This window comes from Bartonella sp. AU16XJBT, from assembly GCF_028618665.1.
Taxonomy (GTDB): Bacteria; Pseudomonadota; Alphaproteobacteria; order Rhizobiales; family Rhizobiaceae; genus Bartonella.
Window position 1 is genome coordinate 106405 of record NZ_JAQITF010000003.1, and the last position, 18256, is coordinate 124660.

16 protein-coding genes and 1 tRNA gene are annotated in these 18256 nt (G+C 44.9%); 1 reads left to right on the forward strand and 16 read right to left on the reverse strand.

Annotation, left to right across the window (positions count from 1 at the left end; genetic code table 11):
• Positions 1 to 307: 307 nt before the first annotated feature.
• Both PVV66_RS02660 and PVV66_RS02665 read right to left on the reverse strand, forming a co-directional pair.
• Complete coding sequence (locus PVV66_RS02660; protein WP_273717916.1) at positions 308 to 1426, reverse strand: DegT/DnrJ/EryC1/StrS aminotransferase family protein; 1119 nt, start codon at positions 1424 to 1426, stop codon at positions 308 to 310.
• A gap of 49 nt (positions 1427 to 1475) precedes the next feature.
• The gene (locus tag PVV66_RS02665) at positions 1476 to 2432 is read right to left on the reverse strand and encodes a Gfo/Idh/MocA family protein (protein ID WP_273717918.1); all 957 of its coding nucleotides are present in this window, start codon (positions 2430 to 2432) and stop codon (positions 1476 to 1478) included.
• Positions 2433 to 2591: 159 nt separating this feature from the next.
• Between PVV66_RS02665 and PVV66_RS02670 the strand changes: the two genes are divergently transcribed.
• Positions 2592 to 2668, forward strand: a tRNA-Met gene (locus tag PVV66_RS02670).
• Positions 2669 to 2905: 237 nt separating this feature from the next.
• On the opposite strand, the gene PVV66_RS02675 is transcribed toward PVV66_RS02670, so the two are convergent.
• The 14 genes from PVV66_RS02675 to PVV66_RS02740 all read right to left on the reverse strand — a co-directional run bounded on the left by PVV66_RS02675 (position 2906) and on the right by PVV66_RS02740 (position 18244).
• Entirely contained in the window at positions 2906 to 4396 is a 1491-nt protein-coding gene (locus PVV66_RS02675) for a replicative DNA helicase (RefSeq protein ID WP_273717919.1), read from the reverse strand.
• Positions 4353 to 5375, reverse strand: coding sequence for a phage late control D family protein (locus tag PVV66_RS02680; RefSeq protein WP_273717928.1), 1023 nt, complete (start codon positions 5373 to 5375; stop codon positions 4353 to 4355). The genes PVV66_RS02675 and PVV66_RS02680 overlap by 44 nt, the downstream gene beginning before the upstream one ends.
• On the reverse strand, positions 5375 to 5629 hold the full coding sequence (locus PVV66_RS02685) for a tail protein X (protein WP_273717921.1): 255 nt from the start codon (positions 5627 to 5629) through the stop codon (positions 5375 to 5377). The genes PVV66_RS02680 and PVV66_RS02685 overlap by 1 nt, the downstream gene beginning before the upstream one ends.
• Entirely contained in the window at positions 5626 to 6087 is a 462-nt protein-coding gene (locus tag PVV66_RS02690) for a phage tail protein (RefSeq protein ID WP_273717923.1), read from the reverse strand. The genes PVV66_RS02685 and PVV66_RS02690 overlap by 4 nt, the downstream gene beginning before the upstream one ends.
• Before the next feature lie 156 nt (positions 6088 to 6243).
• A complete protein-coding gene (locus tag PVV66_RS02695) occupies positions 6244 to 8577 on the reverse strand; it encodes a phage tail tape measure protein (protein ID WP_273760948.1) in 2334 nt (777 codons plus the stop codon).
• 131 nt (positions 8578 to 8708) lie between these two features.
• Entirely contained in the window at positions 8709 to 9122 is a 414-nt protein-coding gene (locus PVV66_RS02700; protein WP_273718797.1) for a hypothetical protein, read from the reverse strand.
• A gap of 9 nt (positions 9123 to 9131) precedes the next feature.
• The gene (locus PVV66_RS02705; protein WP_273718799.1) at positions 9132 to 9650 is read right to left on the reverse strand and encodes a phage major tail tube protein; all 519 of its coding nucleotides are present in this window, start codon (positions 9648 to 9650) and stop codon (positions 9132 to 9134) included.
• Positions 9651 to 9653: 3 nt separating this feature from the next.
• Positions 9654 to 10937 (reverse strand): phage tail sheath C-terminal domain-containing protein, encoded by a 1284-nt coding sequence (locus PVV66_RS02710; protein ID WP_273718889.1) that lies wholly within the window; start codon positions 10935 to 10937, stop codon positions 9654 to 9656.
• A 200-nt stretch (positions 10938 to 11137) separates the two neighbouring features.
• The gene (locus PVV66_RS02715; protein WP_273718800.1) at positions 11138 to 12523 is read right to left on the reverse strand and encodes a Bgr_08870 family protein; all 1386 of its coding nucleotides are present in this window, start codon (positions 12521 to 12523) and stop codon (positions 11138 to 11140) included.
• A 14-nt stretch (positions 12524 to 12537) separates the two neighbouring features.
• Positions 12538 to 15681, reverse strand: a complete 3144-nt coding sequence (locus tag PVV66_RS02720; RefSeq protein WP_273718801.1) for a DUF4815 domain-containing protein — start codon at positions 15679 to 15681, stop codon at positions 12538 to 12540.
• A gap of 1 nt (position 15682) precedes the next feature.
• A complete protein-coding gene (locus PVV66_RS02725; RefSeq protein ID WP_273718802.1) occupies positions 15683 to 16801 on the reverse strand; it encodes a phage tail protein in 1119 nt (372 codons plus the stop codon).
• Positions 16801 to 17667: a baseplate J/gp47 family protein gene (locus tag PVV66_RS02730; protein WP_273718803.1), complete on the reverse strand. Its 867-nt coding sequence runs from the start codon at positions 17665 to 17667 to the stop codon at positions 16801 to 16803. The genes PVV66_RS02725 and PVV66_RS02730 overlap by 1 nt, the downstream gene beginning before the upstream one ends.
• Positions 17654 to 18040: a GPW/gp25 family protein gene (locus tag PVV66_RS02735; protein WP_273718804.1), complete on the reverse strand. Its 387-nt coding sequence runs from the start codon at positions 18038 to 18040 to the stop codon at positions 17654 to 17656. Before PVV66_RS02735 ends, PVV66_RS02730 begins: the two co-directional genes overlap by 14 nt.
• A gap of 3 nt (positions 18041 to 18043) precedes the next feature.
• On the reverse strand, positions 18044 to 18244 hold the full coding sequence (locus PVV66_RS02740) for a hypothetical protein (RefSeq protein WP_015856807.1): 201 nt from the start codon (positions 18242 to 18244) through the stop codon (positions 18044 to 18046).
• Positions 18245 to 18256: the final 12 nt, after the last annotated feature.

Consider the following 18256-nt stretch of genomic DNA (forward strand, 5'->3'; position numbering starts at 1 on the left):
CCTTAAATGAAGAATAAAACCAACAAAGGTTCATGGTAACTTTCATAAAACCAAATATTTTTCATTAAGCGTGGCTTTCTTCTGAAGCGAAAAGACAAAATTTCTTACCCTACACCGATTTAAAAAAATCCATCTCCTTGTCTAGCGATGCGACTTACTTGTCATATCACAGCCCAGACAACATTTCATGAGTCCTAGAGGCAAATAATACTTTAAAATATTCATCACACACTCTAACAAAAAATATCTTCTAAGATGGACCACCCATAAAGCTTTTACCATAAGTTTTAAAAATAAAAGCACGCTCTCAAGAGGAATAAAAATCTCTTATTTTTTTTATAATCATATCCTGATCCGTTTGCGTCAAGTAAGGATGCATTGGTAAACTTAAAACACACTCCCCTAAAGACTCTGAAACAGAAAGGGAATCTTTTACATAAGGAAAATGTTTATAAGCTGGCTGTTGATGCAAAGGGGTTTTATAATAAACCATTGTAGGGATAGAATTTTTTTGTAAAAAATCTTTTAATTTATCACGCTCTTTGACCTTAATCGTATATTGTGCATAAGCAGAACGAATATTTTCTTCTATTTCTGGAACTGTAACAATATCTCTTAAACCATTGGAATAGCGTTGAGCAATTTCTACACGCTTTTCCATTTCATCTTCAAAAATCACAAACTTTTCGAGTAAAATTGCAGCCTGAATACTATCAAGACGCGAATTCATACCAATCCGGACATTATCATATTGTGTTTCACCTTTACCATGAAACAAAATAGAGCGTAAAAGTTCTGCCAAATAATCATCATTGGTCATCATAGCGCCTCCATCGCCATAACACCCTAATGGTTTTGCAGGATAAAAACTTGTGGCAGCCACATCACCAAAAGCACCGCACATAGTATTACCGCTTCTTCCACCCATAGATTGAGCAGCATCTTCAATGACAAAAAGATTTTCCTTTGCTGCCACTTGAGCAATCTGCACATAGTCAGCGGAAAGCCCAAATAAATCAACGGCAATAATAGCCTTTGGCTTTAACCGTCCCTCTTTTTTAACCATTTCGATAGCGTGAGAAAGTTTTTCAACATCAATATTAAATGTATCGGGTAACACATCAATAAAAACAGGCTCAGCCCCCACCAAAGCCACCACTTCGGCCGTTGCCGAAAAGGTAAAGCTAGGACAAAACACAGCATCCCCTGGACCAATATTTTTAGCCATAAGAGGCATCTTCAAAGCATCTGTTCCATTCGCACATGCAATGACATGTTTAACGCCAAGATATTCAGCCAATTTCCCTTCAAACTCTGTTACTTTTGGCCCCAAAATATACTGACCACTCGCGACCACATGCGCAATTGCAGAATTAATTTTATCTTCAATACGCGCACGCTGCGCCCCAAGGTCGATGAATTGCATATTAACTCCATTGATCATCACAAAAATGCAAAAGCGCTACTTATCTCTTTTATCTATCATAATTGAGACCAGCAGCTGTTAAAATCCGTAAAACCGCAATAGCATCATCACCATTTGTACGAGGCAATTGACGCATTTGAATACAATAAAGAAAATGCCGTAATTCGCAAGTAAGCGGCAAATCTTCACAAACATCAATGTAATTCAGCTCTTCCATGCTAAAAGCCCACTCTTGATTCTCTTTCCAAACGGCAAAATGGTGTATTGCCAATTTACGGCTCCATGGTTCCATATCATCAAAAACGAGCATAGCCTTTGTCCCCACAACAGTTAAACGCCTCTCACGATAAGGACTCAAGCGTGAAGCAAAAAGATGACTCCGTATACCATTTGGAAAAGTCATATGAACATGGGAAAAATCGGAAATCTGATCAACGACAGCAGTCCCCTCACCGCGAATTTCGGAGGGTTCACATCCTGTCAATGCTAAAATCATTGAGAGATCATGAGGGGCAAGATCCCATAAAGCATCACTATGTGTGTGAAATTTTCCAAAGCCTAATCGATGAGAATAAATATACCGCACCTCCCCCAATTCTCCGTTTTTCACCAATTCACACATTTTTTCAAAAGCGGGATGAAAACGTAAAATATGACCCACCATAAAAACTCGCCCATAGGCTTCAGCCTCCTGAACTTGGCGTTTAGCATCAGCCACATTCAAGGCTATTGGTTTTTCCACCAAAACATCTTTACCATTTTTAACAGCCCGCAGCACATTTTGCGTATGAAATTGTGGAGGCAGCGCTAATACTAGCGCATCAATATTTTGATGAGTGAAAAGATCATCTGGTGGAACAACCTCTACACCATACATTGCTGCAAAGCTGGCAGCGCGATCAGCATTAATATCAGAAACTGCTGCTAAAGCCCCAAGAGAATGGAGTGTCCGTATATGATTTTCACCCCAATGACCGCATCCTAAAACCGCTACACGTGGCACCATTTTTATGCCTTACCCTACTTTATCTATAAAATTATACTTTTACATATCGAGGATAAAATAGAATGACAAGAGAAAAGCTTAAAAACGATGCTTGACATGTCACTATTCTACCCCTTATATCCGCAGAAGATGTAATTATTTGCAATATAATTTTATTTTGGCGGAGTAGCTCAGTAGGTTAGAGCAGAGGAATCATAATCCTTGTGTCGGGGGTTCAAATCCCTCCTCCGCTACCATTTTTTTCAGATTGTATGTAGCTTGCCTGTAGCTTGCCTGTTGTAGCTTGTGTAGCTTGCCAGCGGGTTTTGTATATTTTGCCACCAGGTTTTGTACCAATTTATTTTCTTTTAAAGGGTTTTTAAGGTTTTCTCAAAGGGTCTTCAAAGACCTTTCAAAGGGTGTTTTAAGATTCGTCATTTTTTGTGAGAATCTATGGGATTTTGCTTCTCAAGTATCGGATCATTATTTTGAGCTCAAGCGGATATTTCTGGAGAGTTGTCGTTATCCGTTAGGTCACTAAAGCGTGTAAAGTCGGATTGAAAGGCAAGGGGAACGATTCCTGTCGGACCATGGCGTTGTTTTGCTATAATAACCTCGGCTTTACCCTTGGCTTGCTCCATTGCCTCTTGCCATTTGCTATACTCAGCAGTGCCTTCTTTCGGTTCTTCATTTTTGAGATAATATTCTTCACGATAAACAAACAGAACAATGTCGGCATCTTGCTCAATTGAACCAGATTCACGTAAATCAGAGAGTTGTGGACGCTTATCGGTTCGGTTTTCAACTTGGCGCGAAAGTTGTGACAGAGCGATAATGGGAATATTGAGTTCTTTTGCAAGTGCTTTTAATCCGGTGGTAATGGCTGTAATTTCTTGAACGCGATTTTCTAATGAACGCTTTGAACCGCTTGTCATGAGTTGGATATAATCGATAATCAAGACATCTAGACCATGTTGTCGTTTAAGGCGCCTTGCACGGGCGGACAATTGTGCAAGGGTTACACCACCCGTTTGATCAATATAAAGAGGGATTGTTTGTAAGGAACGCATTGCGTAAATGATGTTGGTAAATTGCTCTTCTGAGATATTACCACGACGCATATCAGAAGAAGAAACCTTTATTTGTTCTGAGATAATACGGGTTGCAAGCTGTTCAGATGACATCTCAAGTGAGAAGAATCCTACTATGCCCCCTTCATTTTCTTGGCTGTTATCATGACGCTTGCAAGCATTGGCAATATTAAAAGCAATATTGGTCGCCAGAGAGGTTTTTCCCATCCCAGGGCGCCCCGCTATGATAACCAAATCAGATGCTTGTAATCCTCCCATTTTTTCATCAAGGGTTTTGATATGGGTAGCGATCCCAGAGAGCTGTGAGGAACGCTTTTTCGCAGCACTTGCCATGTTAAGTGCTTTTTCAATGGCTGTATCAAAGTTTTCAAACCCACCCCCATATTTGCCTTTTTCTGCCAATTCAAACAACTGATTTTCAATCGCTTCAATTTGTTGGGAAGGTGTAAGTTCTAAAGGCGCATCAAAAGCTGTATTGGCAACTTCATTGCCAAGATTAATCAAAGACCGGCGGATAAAAAGATCGTAAATGACGCGTCCATAATCTTCAGTGTTAATAATAGTGACTGCCTCTGTGGCTAAGCGAACAACATACTGGTATACAGTAATATCTCCAACTTTTTCTTCCATTTGGATATAGGGCTTGATTGTAATGGGGTTTGCAAGATGACCCTTTTGAATAATTTGTAAGACAATCTCAAAGATCTTTTGATGGAGCCTTTCAAAAAAATGTTCTGCTTTGAGAAAGCCTGAAACGCGATCGAGTGCATCATTATTAATCAGGATTGCTCCAAGTAATGCCTGTTCAGCTTCAATATTATGGGGAAGTTGACGAAAAGAAGAAGCAAAATTATCTCTTGGATTCTTTGTTTTTAGCATGTTTAACGTTCTCATTGCTGTCCCTTCCCTTGTTTGGTGCCTCTAAGGTAATTTCTGTGGTATAACCGCTTTGTTTCTCATAGCAGTGGGTGACGGTCGCGGCTTTCCATAGACCATTGATTTGCCCACGAAACCCTTGCAATAAAAGAGGTTGGTCCGCCATGATTTCGGGGCGCCCCGCAAGGGTCAAAGAACCACTGCCCACAGCACAGCAAAGTCGGTCTGATTCTGATGCAGCAGCAGCTTGTGCTTCCTCCTCACAGGTGTAACAAGTCCGTAAACGACGCACGGGACCGCTAAACCCTGTCTGATGCTTGACTTGGCATTGCTGCCCTTTTGAGCGATCAAAATAAGAAGCTTCAATAGTGCCATATTGCGTACGTGGCTCTAACGTGAATTCCCAGTTGGAACAGTCGTGTTTATGAAGTTGGAGTGCTGGTAAATTATCTCCGATTAAAAACAAAAACTTATTGTCTTTGATCAAAAAACGTGCCTGCATACGGTCGGCAAGGCGGGTTAAAAAATCAACCGTCGATTGATCTGTACGCACCACATAAGGCAAAGTTTGTTTGCTAAACTGTGGACTGACCTTTGCTTGATAGCCATGGCGTTTGGCGAGTGTCTCAACAATCTCACCAACAGTTTTGTGGTCAAAATGTTCACTCACCTGTTCTTTGAGTTCTTTACGCATTGAGGCACTTTTACCACAAAGGCGCAAAATCTCTCCATCACTGCCCCCACAACTTACCACTGACTCGACAACAAAACGCCCCATAAATGCACTGATGCTGTTTTGATAACCAAAGATCACCTGCAGAGCGTTGCCTGTTTGTGGAACCTCTAAATCATTGCCACTATCATCAAACTCTGCTTCAAATGTATCGGCTTCATTACCGGCATGGTCCGTGATAGTTGCGGTTAAAAGACGCTGGTAAAAAACCTCATGAACAGGTTTGTCTCCCACCTTGACGATAATAAAAGGGTGTGTACGCATTAATCCCATAGTCGCTTCACCATGCTTTGGGGATTAGACAACACAAATTCAGGCAGAATAACCTTCAAGCCCCGCGGTAAAAGCACACCATATTTGGCAATCTCTGGATTGGCTTCCAATGTAGCTTCTAAATAGCCATTGAGTAAACCAGCTTGCCTCCGGTCCCCTAACACTGCCATGGCATGATGAAAGCAGATGAGATCGAGACTCATATCCTCTAGCTCTACAACAACATGCTTTTCTGGTATCTTCATAGAGTTTGTCCCTCTTGATATTGTCCCACCTGGTATTGTCCTTGCGGTTTTCCGCCATTGAAAAAGGGCAAGAGACTAATGGAATAGCGGATGCGCTGGGATTGACCAGAGCGACTGATATAGTCGTGGTCTTTATTGATCGTGGTGATCACCACGGGACCATGGAGAAGGACACTATAGGTCGTATCATTGATCCAACGAAGCATCTGGACCGGCTTTGCTCTTTTGATCGTTGTGGTGATGGCATCAATGGCTACCCGATCACCAAATTCTTCTGGAAACCAAACGCCATGAATGGTTTTTGCATCATTGCCATAGCCGGTAAATTGCAAACTGGGGGACCTGCCAAAACGCTCCATACAAACCCATGAGGCAGAAAACTCTTCTTCAAAGGATTGGAAATTCAGCCAGTCCACATAAAATTGATGCGGACCTAACATCATCAAAGGATCTCTCATAGGCTCCCTCCCCTTGATTGTATTCCTTCCAACACGTCATCTCTTTCGAAACCTATCATTGCATCTCTCCTATCATTGCGCCCTCCTAACACTTCATCCCTCCCCTCATTGTGTTCTTTCCAGCACGCCGTCTTTTCCCTTATTCTGTCGTCCTTATCATTCTGTCCCGCCATGCAGGGCATTGGCGCGTGCCCGTTGCAAAGCATGGGCAACCGCACGACCAGTGGCCATGGGTTCACGCGCCCCATTGACATGCACTGTGACATTTTGATTGTGTGTGATGGGGGAGCGGTCTTTGTCTCTTGGTTCTCTCCCTGATGGCTGAGGAGAAGCCCCCGCAAATTGTGCTATGGGCTGGATTGGCGTTTTACCCCCCAAAAAACTTGGCAAAAACTCTCTTACATCAATGGATCCAATCCACCCCTTAATGCGGTGAGGTAAAGATTTACAATAATCCATCAATTGTGAGATAGACGACATAAAGCCCTCAATAATCGAATTAGCCAGATCTTCGCCCGCTTGTTCCATACCAGCCTTGGCACTCTCCGAGAGCTTTTCCTGTGTAAAAAAACGCTTCAACCATTGCCAAAAGTTGGAAAAGCTTTGTTTAACGCCCTCCCACAAACCAGCAAAGCTTTGAGAAACAGAGGAAAGTCCTTGTTTAAATTTTTGCCAATGGGAAGAGAAGTCGAAAGCAGCAGCAATGATGTTTTTCCATTTGGTGATGGTGGTGGTATCGGCACCAAAAAAGCGCATAACGGCTTCAAAGGCTTGCCCCCAAGCCCGTGTTATCCCCCGTGCTAAACCATTCATAAAAGAAGAGAAACGATCCCAATATTTCCACAAAGCAAAACCAGCAGCCAATATGACCGCCACAACAGCAGCAATGAGAGCCCCTACCGGAGTAAAAAGCCCTCCCACAACAGAGGACAGGCTTGCCCCAACCACTTCGATCACGGTTCCCATCCAACCAAAGCTGCTCGCAAAAGCCGCCCCTGAGACGGCAATCCCCCGTAAAGCCCCGACCAACAAGGTCATGGGGCGTAAGAGTCGGAGTGAACTTGCCCCAAGACCCGCGGTTAGCAAGCCCAGCGAGCGCCCTGCGGCTGCTAAGCCCCGCCAACTTGCAGCAACACCACGACTGAGTACTCTAAGCTTGATAAAAGAGCCCATCAATTGAAGAAGCCCAAGACGTGTGCCAGCCATGGTAAAGCGCAACACGCGCAGAGCAATATTAAAAGCCATCAGGGCAGCAATGGTTTTGATGATGGCGCTTGTTAAAGTGGGATGGGCATTCGCCCACGCCATAAGCCCATTGGTAAAATTGCCAACACTTTCCATCAAACTGTTGAGGGGGGGCAGAAGCACTTCACCAATGGTAATTCCCAAAGCCACGATACGGTTTTGCAACAATTCAAATTGTCGCATGGCACCGGTTGCTTGTTTGTCTGCCTCTTGTTCGACAGAGCCTTTAAAGACTTTTGGGTCTTCAACATATTTTAAAGCTTGCCCCAACAATTCCGGATTGCCCACCAATTTGGCAAAATCACCGGTAAAATCGCGCCCTGCAATGGCAATAAGAGAACGCATTCCTTGTTCGGATTTGCCCAACACATCAAAAAAGCGCACCAAGGTACCGGTGGCATCTTTCTCCAAATCTTCCATAAATTTTTGGCGAGAGAGACCAATATTGGTAAAAGCATCTTCAATATGCTTTCCTCCCGCCTGAATACGGGCACTCATCGCATTAAACCCACGCGCGGCACTCTCTGGGACAATACCAGCAGAAATCATCGCCGTACCAAAGGCTGCTGTTTCACGTGCAGTGAGCTTAAACATGGTGGCAGCACCGGTGGCACGATTGGTAAAATCAGACACTTCACTTGCCTTGGCGGCCATGTGGTTAGAGAGATGGTTGATAGCATCGCCTAAATCTTCAATCCCTGCCTGATTAAGCTTAAAGACATTGCGCAATTTGGCAAAGCGCTCCCCAATCTGATCCCCGCTCATATCAAAAGCAACAGCTGCTTTGGCGGCATAAATACTAAAAGCCTCGAGATCTTGTTCACCAATCCCAGCTTGGCTGGCACTGGTCATCAGTTCCAAAACTTCACGCGCCGCTAGCGGAATCTTGGTGGAGGTTTCCAAAGCAAAGCGGCGCAATTCCTTTAAGCGATTAAGGGGGGCATCCAGAACCTTTTCCAAGCCCTTCATTGATTGGTCAAATTGCATGGCTTTATAGAGGGGTGCAATTAAGGTTGCTGTTTGGGCAATGGCGCCTACCATGCGCCCACGCGCATGAATATAAGCATTTTGCGCATTCTTTGTCGCATCCTCAAGATGCTCAGGGTCAAACCAATTTTTAAAGTGCTGCCTTGTCTTGTTTTGGAAATGCGCAACATCGCTACTGAAGGCTGCAAGATCACGCTTGGCAGAAGCTATCCCTTCTTGCAGATGATTCACAAAACGGACAACAAGGGAAACATCCATGATCGTCTCTTATCCTAACTGATAGCTTTCATATTCTTGCGCTTTCAGGCGTGCGAGTTCTTCGCGATAGGCAATCACATCCAGCCAATCCATCTGATTAATTTCTGAAGGCGCCCAGTGATAATAAAGGGCTAGTTCTGCTCCAAATTGTCCGGCAGAGAGGATTGGCGTGTGGGAAAAAAAGCAAAAAAAGCCTTAAACACGGCCATAATGTCAACAACATCAAGACGGTTAATCAATTCAACAGATTCATGAGACATATCGGCTAAAAGCACAGCTATTCCTTCCATAGCCTCATGGGTCAATAAAGCCTCACAAAGCTTGGAAATGAGAACATCATTGCTTAAGGGTGTTTTATCCTCTTCTACAGCGGGCAGAACGAGCTTTGCTAGCTGCGGTCCAATCAACACCGCTAATTGGCGTGCTTGCTTGAAGTTTGGGCGATAAAAGGTCAGTTTCTTGCAGAGAGTTTCTTTGCCACCTTTATCTTGATAAAGAAGCGGAACAGCTAATTCCACCTCAATGCTTGTTTGTAAACTTGTCATGATCAATTCCTATAAATTGAGAATAGAGCGGCGGCGAGAACCGATCTCTTGCCCATTGCGGACAAGCCAACCGCCTCGTTTAAAGGAAAAGCGATGCAAAACAGAACCATCCCAAAATTCTGTATAGTCCCAAATATTTTTGATCTCGCAATCATAGCCTGTCGCTTTTCCAGCCGTTAAGCTTTCGCTATCAACTTTGACCAAGCGCCCCGTGACATCAATGGAATGTTCATGCTCGCGCCCATCTTCTTCAGACACCACATGTTTTTTGCCGGTAAATTTATGACGAAGACCAGGGGAACCACCAAAGATACCGATGATTTCGGGGGTGTGGCTGCGGATTTTCATTTGCAAGGTTAAAGCTTTCACACCAAGACCGCTCACATCAATTTGCATGTCAGAGCCCCCTGGTTGATAGGTTTCGGTGATTTCTTCTAAAGTGGGAAGTTTGAGCGTTTCAAGATCAAGGTGAAGATTCACATCATCATCAACAATCAGCGTAAAACCGCGTACAATGCGTAAAGTCATGCTTTAACTCCTTGCTGCTTTGCGATAAGTTTCAAGCGTATCGCCAAATTGATAGGTCATTTTCTTTTGGATATCTTCAGCCAATCGATCAAAATAAGCGCTATTGCGCCGGCTGGAGAAACTTAAATCTTCTAGAGGGGGTACTTCTTCTGCATCAAACTCAATCCGCAATTTTCCCAATTGCAAAGTACTGTTGGAATTTAAATCGCGATCAAACCAAACGCGCCCACCAAGCAATGCACCACGTGCAATCAGATCATCAAGAAACTGCGTGAGGCTGCGGGTGATAGCAATAACATGTTGACCGGTCAGATTCTCATCATTCGCCCAAGGGCGCAAATTGTTAATGATCGTTTTTTCCAATGCTGCGCGAGTGCGCACCACATTGACAAAACGCCAGAGTGGATCACTGGAGGTGGTGTGATTTCCCCATAAAATGCGTCCATTGGCAGCAAATTGACCTTGGGCATTTTGGCTAAGGCGGGCGGGAATAAAGGTGGCAATATCGGCTTGGTTGAGGCGATTAGCCTCATGATCGATTTCGCCATCAAAATAGCTAATGGGGCGTGCGGTTCCTAAAATGCCTTTAACATCTTGGTTAGAGGGAGACCAAAAAACACCGCCCCTTTGCTTATCACGCTTGATAAACATGGCGGCAGCAAAGGGACTTGCTGGTTTAACACTCCACCCACCCTCACTATTTGCCACCCGTACAAAAGGGTCAATGAGATAACAAAAGCGTGAGGAAAAATCTGCACGATAGGCAAGACTTTCTTCCGTGTTTTTACCACCCGTATCAAAAACCGCAATCGCTTGTAGCTTTTCGGCAACCTGTTCAAGCGCATCTGCCACGGGGTTTTTGCCATTATCAAGGCGCCCTGCACTATAGGCTGGTGCCAGTAAAATCCCAGGCTCTACCCCTAAATGGCCACGCGCATGTTTCAGCGCATGCACACCGGTCAAAGCCGTATTGGACCCCACCATCTCAGTTTGTGTCTCAGCAATGGTTGATTTTTCTTCCACACGCACAAGAATAATTTGTGCCTCAATCCCCTGTGCGCGCGCAGCATTAATAACATCAAGAGCCGTGCCTCTTGCCCCAAGCTTTTGGATTTTCTCACCCTCATGCGTAAAGAGAAGGACAGGCTCGTTGAGGGGAAAAACTTGGTTGTCAGCATCAGGGGCTGTAACAACCGCTCCAATGGCGGTCTGATCAAATGTTGCTAAAGGACGGGAATCCTCACCAGCCTCTACAATGCGAATCCCATGATTAAATTCTGTTGCCATCTTGCTCTCCAAATCAATGAAGAGACTATAACAAGCATCACCATGCTCCATAAGCCTGACACTGTCAGTCAAAAAAAGCCCTTTCAAAGGGCTTTTAAAGAGCAATAAAAGGACTTAAAAAAGACTATTACAACCTTAAGCTATGATACAACAAACATTAGTTTGACTTGTGCTGTCTCTTTGGTTAGTCGTACATCCATTCATTCTTTCCATAACCTTATAAGGACTGCACCATCAGCACCAGCACCGCTTGGAGAAGAATCTCCATGAGAACCAGCACCCCCACCACCAAAGCCACGCCCCGCTTTTCCTGAACTATAGGATCCTTGTCCTATCCCTCCAGAGCCACCTCTTGATGTATCACCCCCAGCATCACCTCCGTTACCGCTTATCTTGCTCGTAATTCCACTTGTTCCAGCACAACCATTTCCGCCTTTGGCAATTCCTAGATGTTCATCTGTTGCTAAACCAAAGTTTCCACCTGTACCTCCAGCGCCACCAGAGCCTGAATAGTAGGAAGTCGTACTACCACCAAATCCCGAATGAGAGGTATAGGAGTAAGCACCTCCACCACCTTTTCCTCCTGTAGCTGTCATAAAATTTTTGCCAACAACTGTTATTTCTCCAGAATTACCGCTTACACAACGCTTTGCAACAGAAGCTCCTCCTTTACCAATGACGATATCTTGATGACCGTTTAAACTGGCCTTGTAGCCATACCACACGGAACAACCTCCGCCGCCGCCGCCACCGCCTAATCTTGGTGTATCCGCACCACCACCACTACCGCCGCCGCCCCAGGCTGTAATTTCGACTTTGGTTTTATCCGTTACCCAATCGGGCCATTGAATTTTCCCATCCTGCGTATACAGCAATTCAGCATCAGCAAGAGCCGGCCAATTGGTGATTTTATCAGTCAAATCTTTTTTAAGACTCTTTATCCCTGCTAAGATGGCTGCATCCACTTGCGCCTTCGTATAAACAACATCACCATCAACTTTCAGTGGTCCTTTAAGCGAGCTACCACTCGCACTTAAGTTTGTGATCACTTCACCATTATGGGTGAGGCTAAACGACGAATTACCCAACAGTTCTAAGCCAGCACTCATAGTGACTTTGCTGGTAAATTTATTATAACTTTGCCATTCATTGGGGCTTGTGAGGTGTCCATAGCTTGTGAGATCTTCATTGATCTTAGCTCTAAAATCATCAAGCCCCACAATATCTTCGGTTTTATGTTGGTGTGCGCCTAACAGGGAGATAGCACTGCCAAAGGTGAAGTTATTATTGCTTGATTTATAGAGAACATAATTGTTGGCTGCATCGTGTGCCCCCTCGATATCGCTTAAATCAGCAAAGGTGAAGGTTTTATCCGCTGCCATTTTGGCCTTCAAGGCTGCTTCAAGATCTGTGATATCACTTATGCTATGCATGTGTTTTGAAGGCGCTTTTTCCTCTACCTTGTCCTCAACATCGGCTATTGCCTGATCAATTTTGGTCAAGTTTTCCCGTAAGATTGGGAATTCAGAACTGATAAAGTGTCCTTCTTTAGGCAATTCCATGTCGAGTTTTTTGGTTTTTGTCATCTCTCATTCTCCCCTCATAATATGCCGGCGCCAAAATCACTCACCATGGACCGTGCTGCTGGTCCACCGGTAAGGGTCAATTTCAAGCGCGCTTGTTTGGCTCCTTTGTCGCTGCTCACAAATTTGCGTTCTGTCCAAAGCGGTTCAGCGAGTTGTTCTGTTTCCTCTAATTTCAAAGGGGTGAAAGCACCATCATCCAGTTGCATCTCGAGTGTAAAGGTTGCACCGCCCGGTAAAAATGTTTTGATATAACTGGTCAACCTTGCCTTTTCGCCAAAGGCAAAAGCACGGGTGACATAAGTGGCTTCCTTATGAATCTTCCCCGCAATTAATTGAACAGGCGCAAACAAGACGGGTGAGAGCTTTTCTGTGCCTTTGAGAATGGCGCGAAGCTTTACCTTTTCACTGATATATTCAGTAAGACTGAGCAATTGAAAGGGAAGGAGTTGATAAACCGTGCCGTTGTTTCGTTCAATTTCAAAGATGACAGAACACGCACTTGAAGGCAATTCAATGGCTGCGCGGATTTGCAAATCAGAGCAGTCCACAAGATCAAAAGTGCCAAGATCAATGGTTTTTTCTGTTTGTGTGTAGCGTGCAGCTAGCACACGAAAGGCTAAGGCCTCATCTTGATGGGCGGTCCAGCTTTGCGCATTGACAGAAGAAAAGCGTGGACCGGTCACGTAAGGGTGGCTTGAGACGTATCTCTGGTGTTCTGCATCAAAATCCCCAAGCTTTGCTAAAGAGACGGAATGATCAGCATCATCTGTCTTGATAACGAAAGCCGTTAAGCGGTCATCGGGAACTAACAGTGGCACATCATAGCGTGCCTCTGCCCACCCTCTCTTTGCGCCCTTCATAGAATAAAAGCTTTGCGCTTGAATATCGGCGGTCGGATAGCCATTTTCGGTTGTCACCAAATCAATCACCAGATCATGGTTCTCATTGCCGATTTTGCAAAGATGAAAGTCAATTCCTGTGATTTGCCGTGTTTCATCGGGGGTAAAAACTTGCGCTTGTGGGTCCACTTGCGTCCATATCTTCACAGTGGTGGTGCGCCGCATCACTTTCACATCAATCACACCTTGACCGGTAAAAAGCCCCGTTGCAATGGTTCCACCTTTTCCCCGTGCCACAACATTTTTTGTGCCAGCGGTGATGTTTTGTGGAATCTTAAAAGTGCCCTCAAGGGTGCCCTTGCTATCGGCAACAAGGCGGCTCGCTGGCAAGACATTCACACCATCAAAGGTAAGACTTTCCAAGATTTCTCTACTACCAAAACCTTCAATTTTAAAGTGAAGGGTAATTTGTCTCAAAAAATCGATTTGCTCTTGAGTCTCATTGATGAGATCATCACGCACTTCTGTGTTACGGATAGTTCTGCCACGGTTCCTGCCCATAATGATCTGATTGGTGACACCAGAGAGCCAATCGGTGCGCTGTTCATGCCAGAAGTCTGTCGCGGGTTCAAGGGTTACTGTACCAGGCAGGGGTGCAAAATTTTGATAAGGATTGATTTTTTCGCAAGCCGTTGTCAATTCCTGCGCAATGATCACTTCATTTGTCCAGTCAAGCGTAACAGGCGCTTTTAAAGGAGCAGTATAGAATGTTGGATCAATAGCAAGCTGCAAAATACCATTGCCTACAGCGCCCGTTTGTTGAAAGCCTTCATCTCTGTAATGATCATCAAGAAAGGGATCTGCAAACATGCCTTTTTTGGCAACAGGTTCTTTAGAGTCAACATTGCTTTTAATGCGCTCTAACTGCATCAACCGGTCAAGGGAAAGCACCCGTTGAAAATAGCGCCACATCTCATCATAGGGGGCAACCCGTGTGCCATCATTGACCACAACCGGCGTTTCAAGCCAATTGTTGGTGATCGTTGCAAGGGATAACACATCATCAGGGACACTGGGTGCCATAGGGTGGTCTACTGATATACCTTTGATGTAAACCACATTACCCCCTGTGTTCAGTCCTATACGGTCAATGCGGGGCAATTTGTAAGTGTAACTGACGATAATATCCCCACCTTGCGCCCCCCCTGAGACGGTGATTTCCTTTGCTGTTACCTTATCAGCCGTGATTTTTGCACGATAGCGATAAGTCACCTTATAGCTACTTCCCGCTAAAGGTTCGTCTCCTACGGGTGCCCAATCAATGGTGTCTCCGGTTTTTTTAAAATCTGTGCCTTCTTTAAATTCCTTGCTTCCTTGAACGACCTTAATAAACGCGGTGATGCTTTTATCGGGAACACCATCACGCCCTGCGGCAACCGCACCACGGGTGACATTAACAGTTTTTTCTTTTGTCAACAAAAGAGACTGAATATCAGCAATAGGAAAATAATAGGGTTTAAAGGTAAAACTTGTTTTCCCTTTTGGGGGCGCAAAAATATGCGTTTCGCTTGGAACAACGCTTGTCGAAAAATCCTCCACCTCTTCATGGCGCAAGGCGGCTAGACGCTTGCGTTTAAAGCCATTGATATTGGCTTCCCCTTCTTGAATACTAAAGACTTGGCAACCGTTGTTTGCTCCTAAAGCGCTTACACGGCAGCCACTCACGATATAATGCCCATGGGCTCTGTCATACGTCGCAATAGCTTGCATGGCGGGTTCAAGCAATGAGGGGGATTTTTGATCAATCAGAACACCATCTTGTAAAATATAAACCGGAAAGAAAGTGCCTTGCTGTGTATCTTCTTTCAGTGCCCAAACAAGCTTTGCTGTTTCGCGTGCGGCACCAGGCTCTCCTTCTGCCAAGGTGCCAGGGACTTGCCCCAACAGCTCTGGATCATCCTCATGGGTTATCCATTTTTTTTGCAGCTTCACACCAATTTCCAAACGTCCAATCATGGCAACATTATTGAGTACAGCTTCAGAGACCGGAAAAATATCGCCTGCGATATAGATCTTGCCATCCGTTAAAGTGACGGTCCTTGTTTCTTTATTGACAAAAGCATCAGCCCGTTCCACGCGGTCTCCTTCTTGTGCTACAAGACGTCCCAAGCGGTCATGCCGTCCCCTTATAATGGTTTGAACTTCATTCAGTTCACCCCCTTGAATAAAGGGACGCTGTCCATAAAAGACAACGCTTTGTTGTTCCTCTTTGCCGCGAGATCTGTCAATTGCAAAGGGTAAACCACTTTCATGCTTCATATTAAAACCTCAATAAAATCTTGAATTGTTCGCGAACATCGGCACGCAAAGGAATGTTAATGGGCGTTTTGAGTATCTCCACACCACCATTCAGTTCATCAGTCTCCAACCAAAGCTTGCCCAAAGGGATATCAAGAGGGATATCTTGTTTGGGAATGCCGTGAACGAGAATGGAAACAAAGGCTGCTTGTTTGCCGTCAACATCGTGAAAATCTGTTCGTGCAGCTAGAAACAACAAGGTGCCTGTTGGGGAAGGGTTAAATCTGTTACCACAATGGCTGTACACACCATCTAAAGCTTGTTCGACAGGCGCTACAGCATAGCATTTTTGATACCCAATCACGGCATTTTGGGTGTCTCTTAACACGAGATAAAGCGTGCGACCATGAAACCATTCTGCCATGAGCATATCGCGTTCATGTTTTTTGACCGAACACCACGGAAAATTTGCCATGTCCCATGGATAATCGATTTGGTTCCAGCTTAACTCTTCATCCCCATCATCTATCCAATTGCCAATGAGTTTGCCTTCTTCTTTTAAGAGAACGCACTCTATCTCTGTTGTGCGCCCAAAGGAAAACAACGTGCCCCCAGCTGTTAAGCGAACACCGCTCTCAGAATCCAACATGCTGTCATCAAGGCGTGACATATTGGCTTCCATGGCTTGCACATCATAACCATAGGTCCCACGGCGAAAATCAGAGCGCAAACTTTTGGAAAGGTCGGTAATCGCTTCTATAGCTTCAAGGCTTTTGCGTTCAGGCAACTGATCAAAATCAAGTTGAAAGGAATTCCACCATGCGCGCCCCGTCCAGGCGGGTTGAAAGCGTGCTGAAATCTCTAACCATCTCAAACCCATCTCTATTGCCGCAAGGGAGCCACGTATCCTCTGCCATGCAAGCCCTTGATCAATTAAATCATAAAGGTTAGAGAAATAAGGGTTTAATTCTTGTAAGCCATATTCGTCTATTAAAAAGGGCAACCAAGAAGGCGGACGCGTGATAAATTTCGCGCGGGGTATTTCTTCGAGTGCCGTTTTTACGTGGGGGTCAAGAGCCATTGCTTCGGCAAAACAACGTTCAAACAAGCTCGAATTCGGGGGTAAAAGTGAGGAAAGCATCAATAAGCGCGCCCCCGTTCAGACAAGACAATATCCCCTAGTGCGACGGCTTCATCCGGTGCGACCAAAATATCCTCACAAGGGTGCGTTATGTTCACATGGTGAACGCCTTCAACCATCAGGCGGCTTAGTATCCAACTTATTGAGAGATCACGCCCAAGCCTTTGCGCTCGCGCCCATTCTACTCTTAAATTCTGCTCCGCTCTTTCCAAAACAAAGGAGCCTTCATCCGGTAACAACCAAAAATCAGCAGAAATATCGATCATCCGCTGCACCGCGCTTTTCACAAAGATGTGGTCATTGGTCATTTTAACATGGGGGCAATCAAGGGCTGCTTGTACCTTGGCAATTAAAGCCTCATCAGCCACCCCTGAAGGGGCGTCACTAAAAAGCGCAACATGAATAAGCGGGCTTTTACCCTCACGATAAACAAAAGCATCTTTGACATGGATATCACTTGAGAGAGCAAAATATTGATACCGTGGTGCTGTGCCCCCTGTGGAATGTCCTTGTCTATTTAAGCGAATACGGCGGCGAAACCGCTCATCATCTTCATCCAAAAGGCGCGTGACCCCGTGAAAATCCCCCAAATGATCTAAACTTGTTCCACGGGCAAATGTGAGTAAATTATCCCGCGCCACTTCATTCATCCGCTGGCGCAATAGCAACTCTTCATAAGCGGCCGCTTGTAATTGAATGACTACCGGATCATAAGCCGTCTTTTCCACATTATACGGAATATGATGCGCTGCAAAAAGCTCAGTCAAACGCGTGATCTTTTGCTCTAAAATGGCTTCAACAGAAAGCTCTTCAATAATTTGTGGCAGAGGGAGTTGTGGGAGTGGTAAAGGTTCAAACTCTGTCATCACCAACCTCTAAATTGATGCTCATTGGCTCTTTGTGTGACCAATCGCCCAAATGCCCATCGGGATAAAAAACACCCGTTAAAACAAAATGGAATGTGCCTTCACGCGTTGCTTTTGTCAGATCAATCCTCTGCAACGAAAACCCGGGCTCTCCACACTCTGGATCATCGAGTGCTTCAACAATTGCTTGATAAAGCTGCATCATCGTCGCAGGATCAGCATTGGCGTCTTGGAATGCTCCAACATCGCACCCATAATGACGACGCAAAACCCGTGTCCCAATTCTTGTCGTCAGACATTTACGCAGTGACTGTTGGCAATGCGCAAAGCCATATAAAAGAGAGCCGTCCTTTTCGCTCATCCCGCACCGCATGCTTTAAGCCCCTTTGCTTGTCTTTGTGGTAGAAACAGTTGGGGGCGCAGAAACAACAGGGGCTGGTTTTTCAGCAATCTGACCAAGCAGCAAGGGATATTTAGCCGCTTCCTCACTTAAACAAATTTCTTCACCTTTGCCCGGTGAACGCTTACCTGCAACAAAGTCTGCATTGGTTAAAATAACATAAGTATTCTCACGCATGATAAAAACTCC

What these genes read in the sequence shown, in the direction of transcription:
- PVV66_RS02680 (WP_273717928.1), bottom strand. Translation starts at nt 5,375, where the DNA reads ATGCGTACACACCCTTTTATTATCGTCAAGGTGGGAGACAAACCTGTT.
- PVV66_RS02675 (WP_273717919.1), bottom strand. Translation starts at nt 4,396, where the DNA reads ATGAGAACGTTAAACATGCTAAAAACAAAGAATCCAAGAGATAATTTT.
- PVV66_RS02740 (WP_015856807.1), bottom strand. Translation starts at nt 18,244, where the DNA reads ATGCGTGAGAATACTTATGTTATTTTAACCAATGCAGACTTTGTTGCA.
- PVV66_RS02715 (WP_273718800.1), bottom strand. Translation starts at nt 12,523, where the DNA reads ATGACAAAAACCAAAAAACTCGACATGGAATTGCCTAAAGAAGGACAC.
- PVV66_RS02665 (WP_273717918.1), bottom strand. Translation starts at nt 2,432, where the DNA reads ATGGTGCCACGTGTAGCGGTTTTAGGATGCGGTCATTGGGGTGAAAAT.
- PVV66_RS02705 (WP_273718799.1), bottom strand. Translation starts at nt 9,650, where the DNA reads ATGACTTTACGCATTGTACGCGGTTTTACGCTGATTGTTGATGATGAT.
- PVV66_RS02710 (WP_273718889.1), bottom strand. Translation starts at nt 10,937, where the DNA reads ATGGCAACAGAATTTAATCATGGGATTCGCATTGTAGAGGCTGGTGAG.
- PVV66_RS02735 (WP_273718804.1), bottom strand. Translation starts at nt 18,040, where the DNA reads ATGCGGTGCGGGATGAGCGAAAAGGACGGCTCTCTTTTATATGGCTTT.
- PVV66_RS02690 (WP_273717923.1), bottom strand. Translation starts at nt 6,087, where the DNA reads ATGAGAGATCCTTTGATGATGTTAGGTCCGCATCAATTTTATGTGGAC.
- PVV66_RS02685 (WP_273717921.1), bottom strand. Translation starts at nt 5,629, where the DNA reads ATGAAGATACCAGAAAAGCATGTTGTTGTAGAGCTAGAGGATATGAGT.
- PVV66_RS02730 (WP_273718803.1), bottom strand. Translation starts at nt 17,667, where the DNA reads ATGACAGAGTTTGAACCTTTACCACTCCCACAACTCCCTCTGCCACAA.
- PVV66_RS02660 (WP_273717916.1), bottom strand. Translation starts at nt 1,426, where the DNA reads ATGCAATTCATCGACCTTGGGGCGCAGCGTGCGCGTATTGAAGATAAA.
- PVV66_RS02700 (WP_273718797.1), bottom strand. Translation starts at nt 9,122, where the DNA reads ATGACAAGTTTACAAACAAGCATTGAGGTGGAATTAGCTGTTCCGCTT.
- PVV66_RS02695 (WP_273760948.1), bottom strand. Translation starts at nt 8,577, where the DNA reads ATGGATGTTTCCCTTGTTGTCCGTTTTGTGAATCATCTGCAAGAAGGG.
- PVV66_RS02720 (WP_273718801.1), bottom strand. Translation starts at nt 15,681, where the DNA reads ATGAAGCATGAAAGTGGTTTACCCTTTGCAATTGACAGATCTCGCGGC.
- PVV66_RS02725 (WP_273718802.1), bottom strand. Translation starts at nt 16,801, where the DNA reads ATGCTTTCCTCACTTTTACCCCCGAATTCGAGCTTGTTTGAACGTTGT.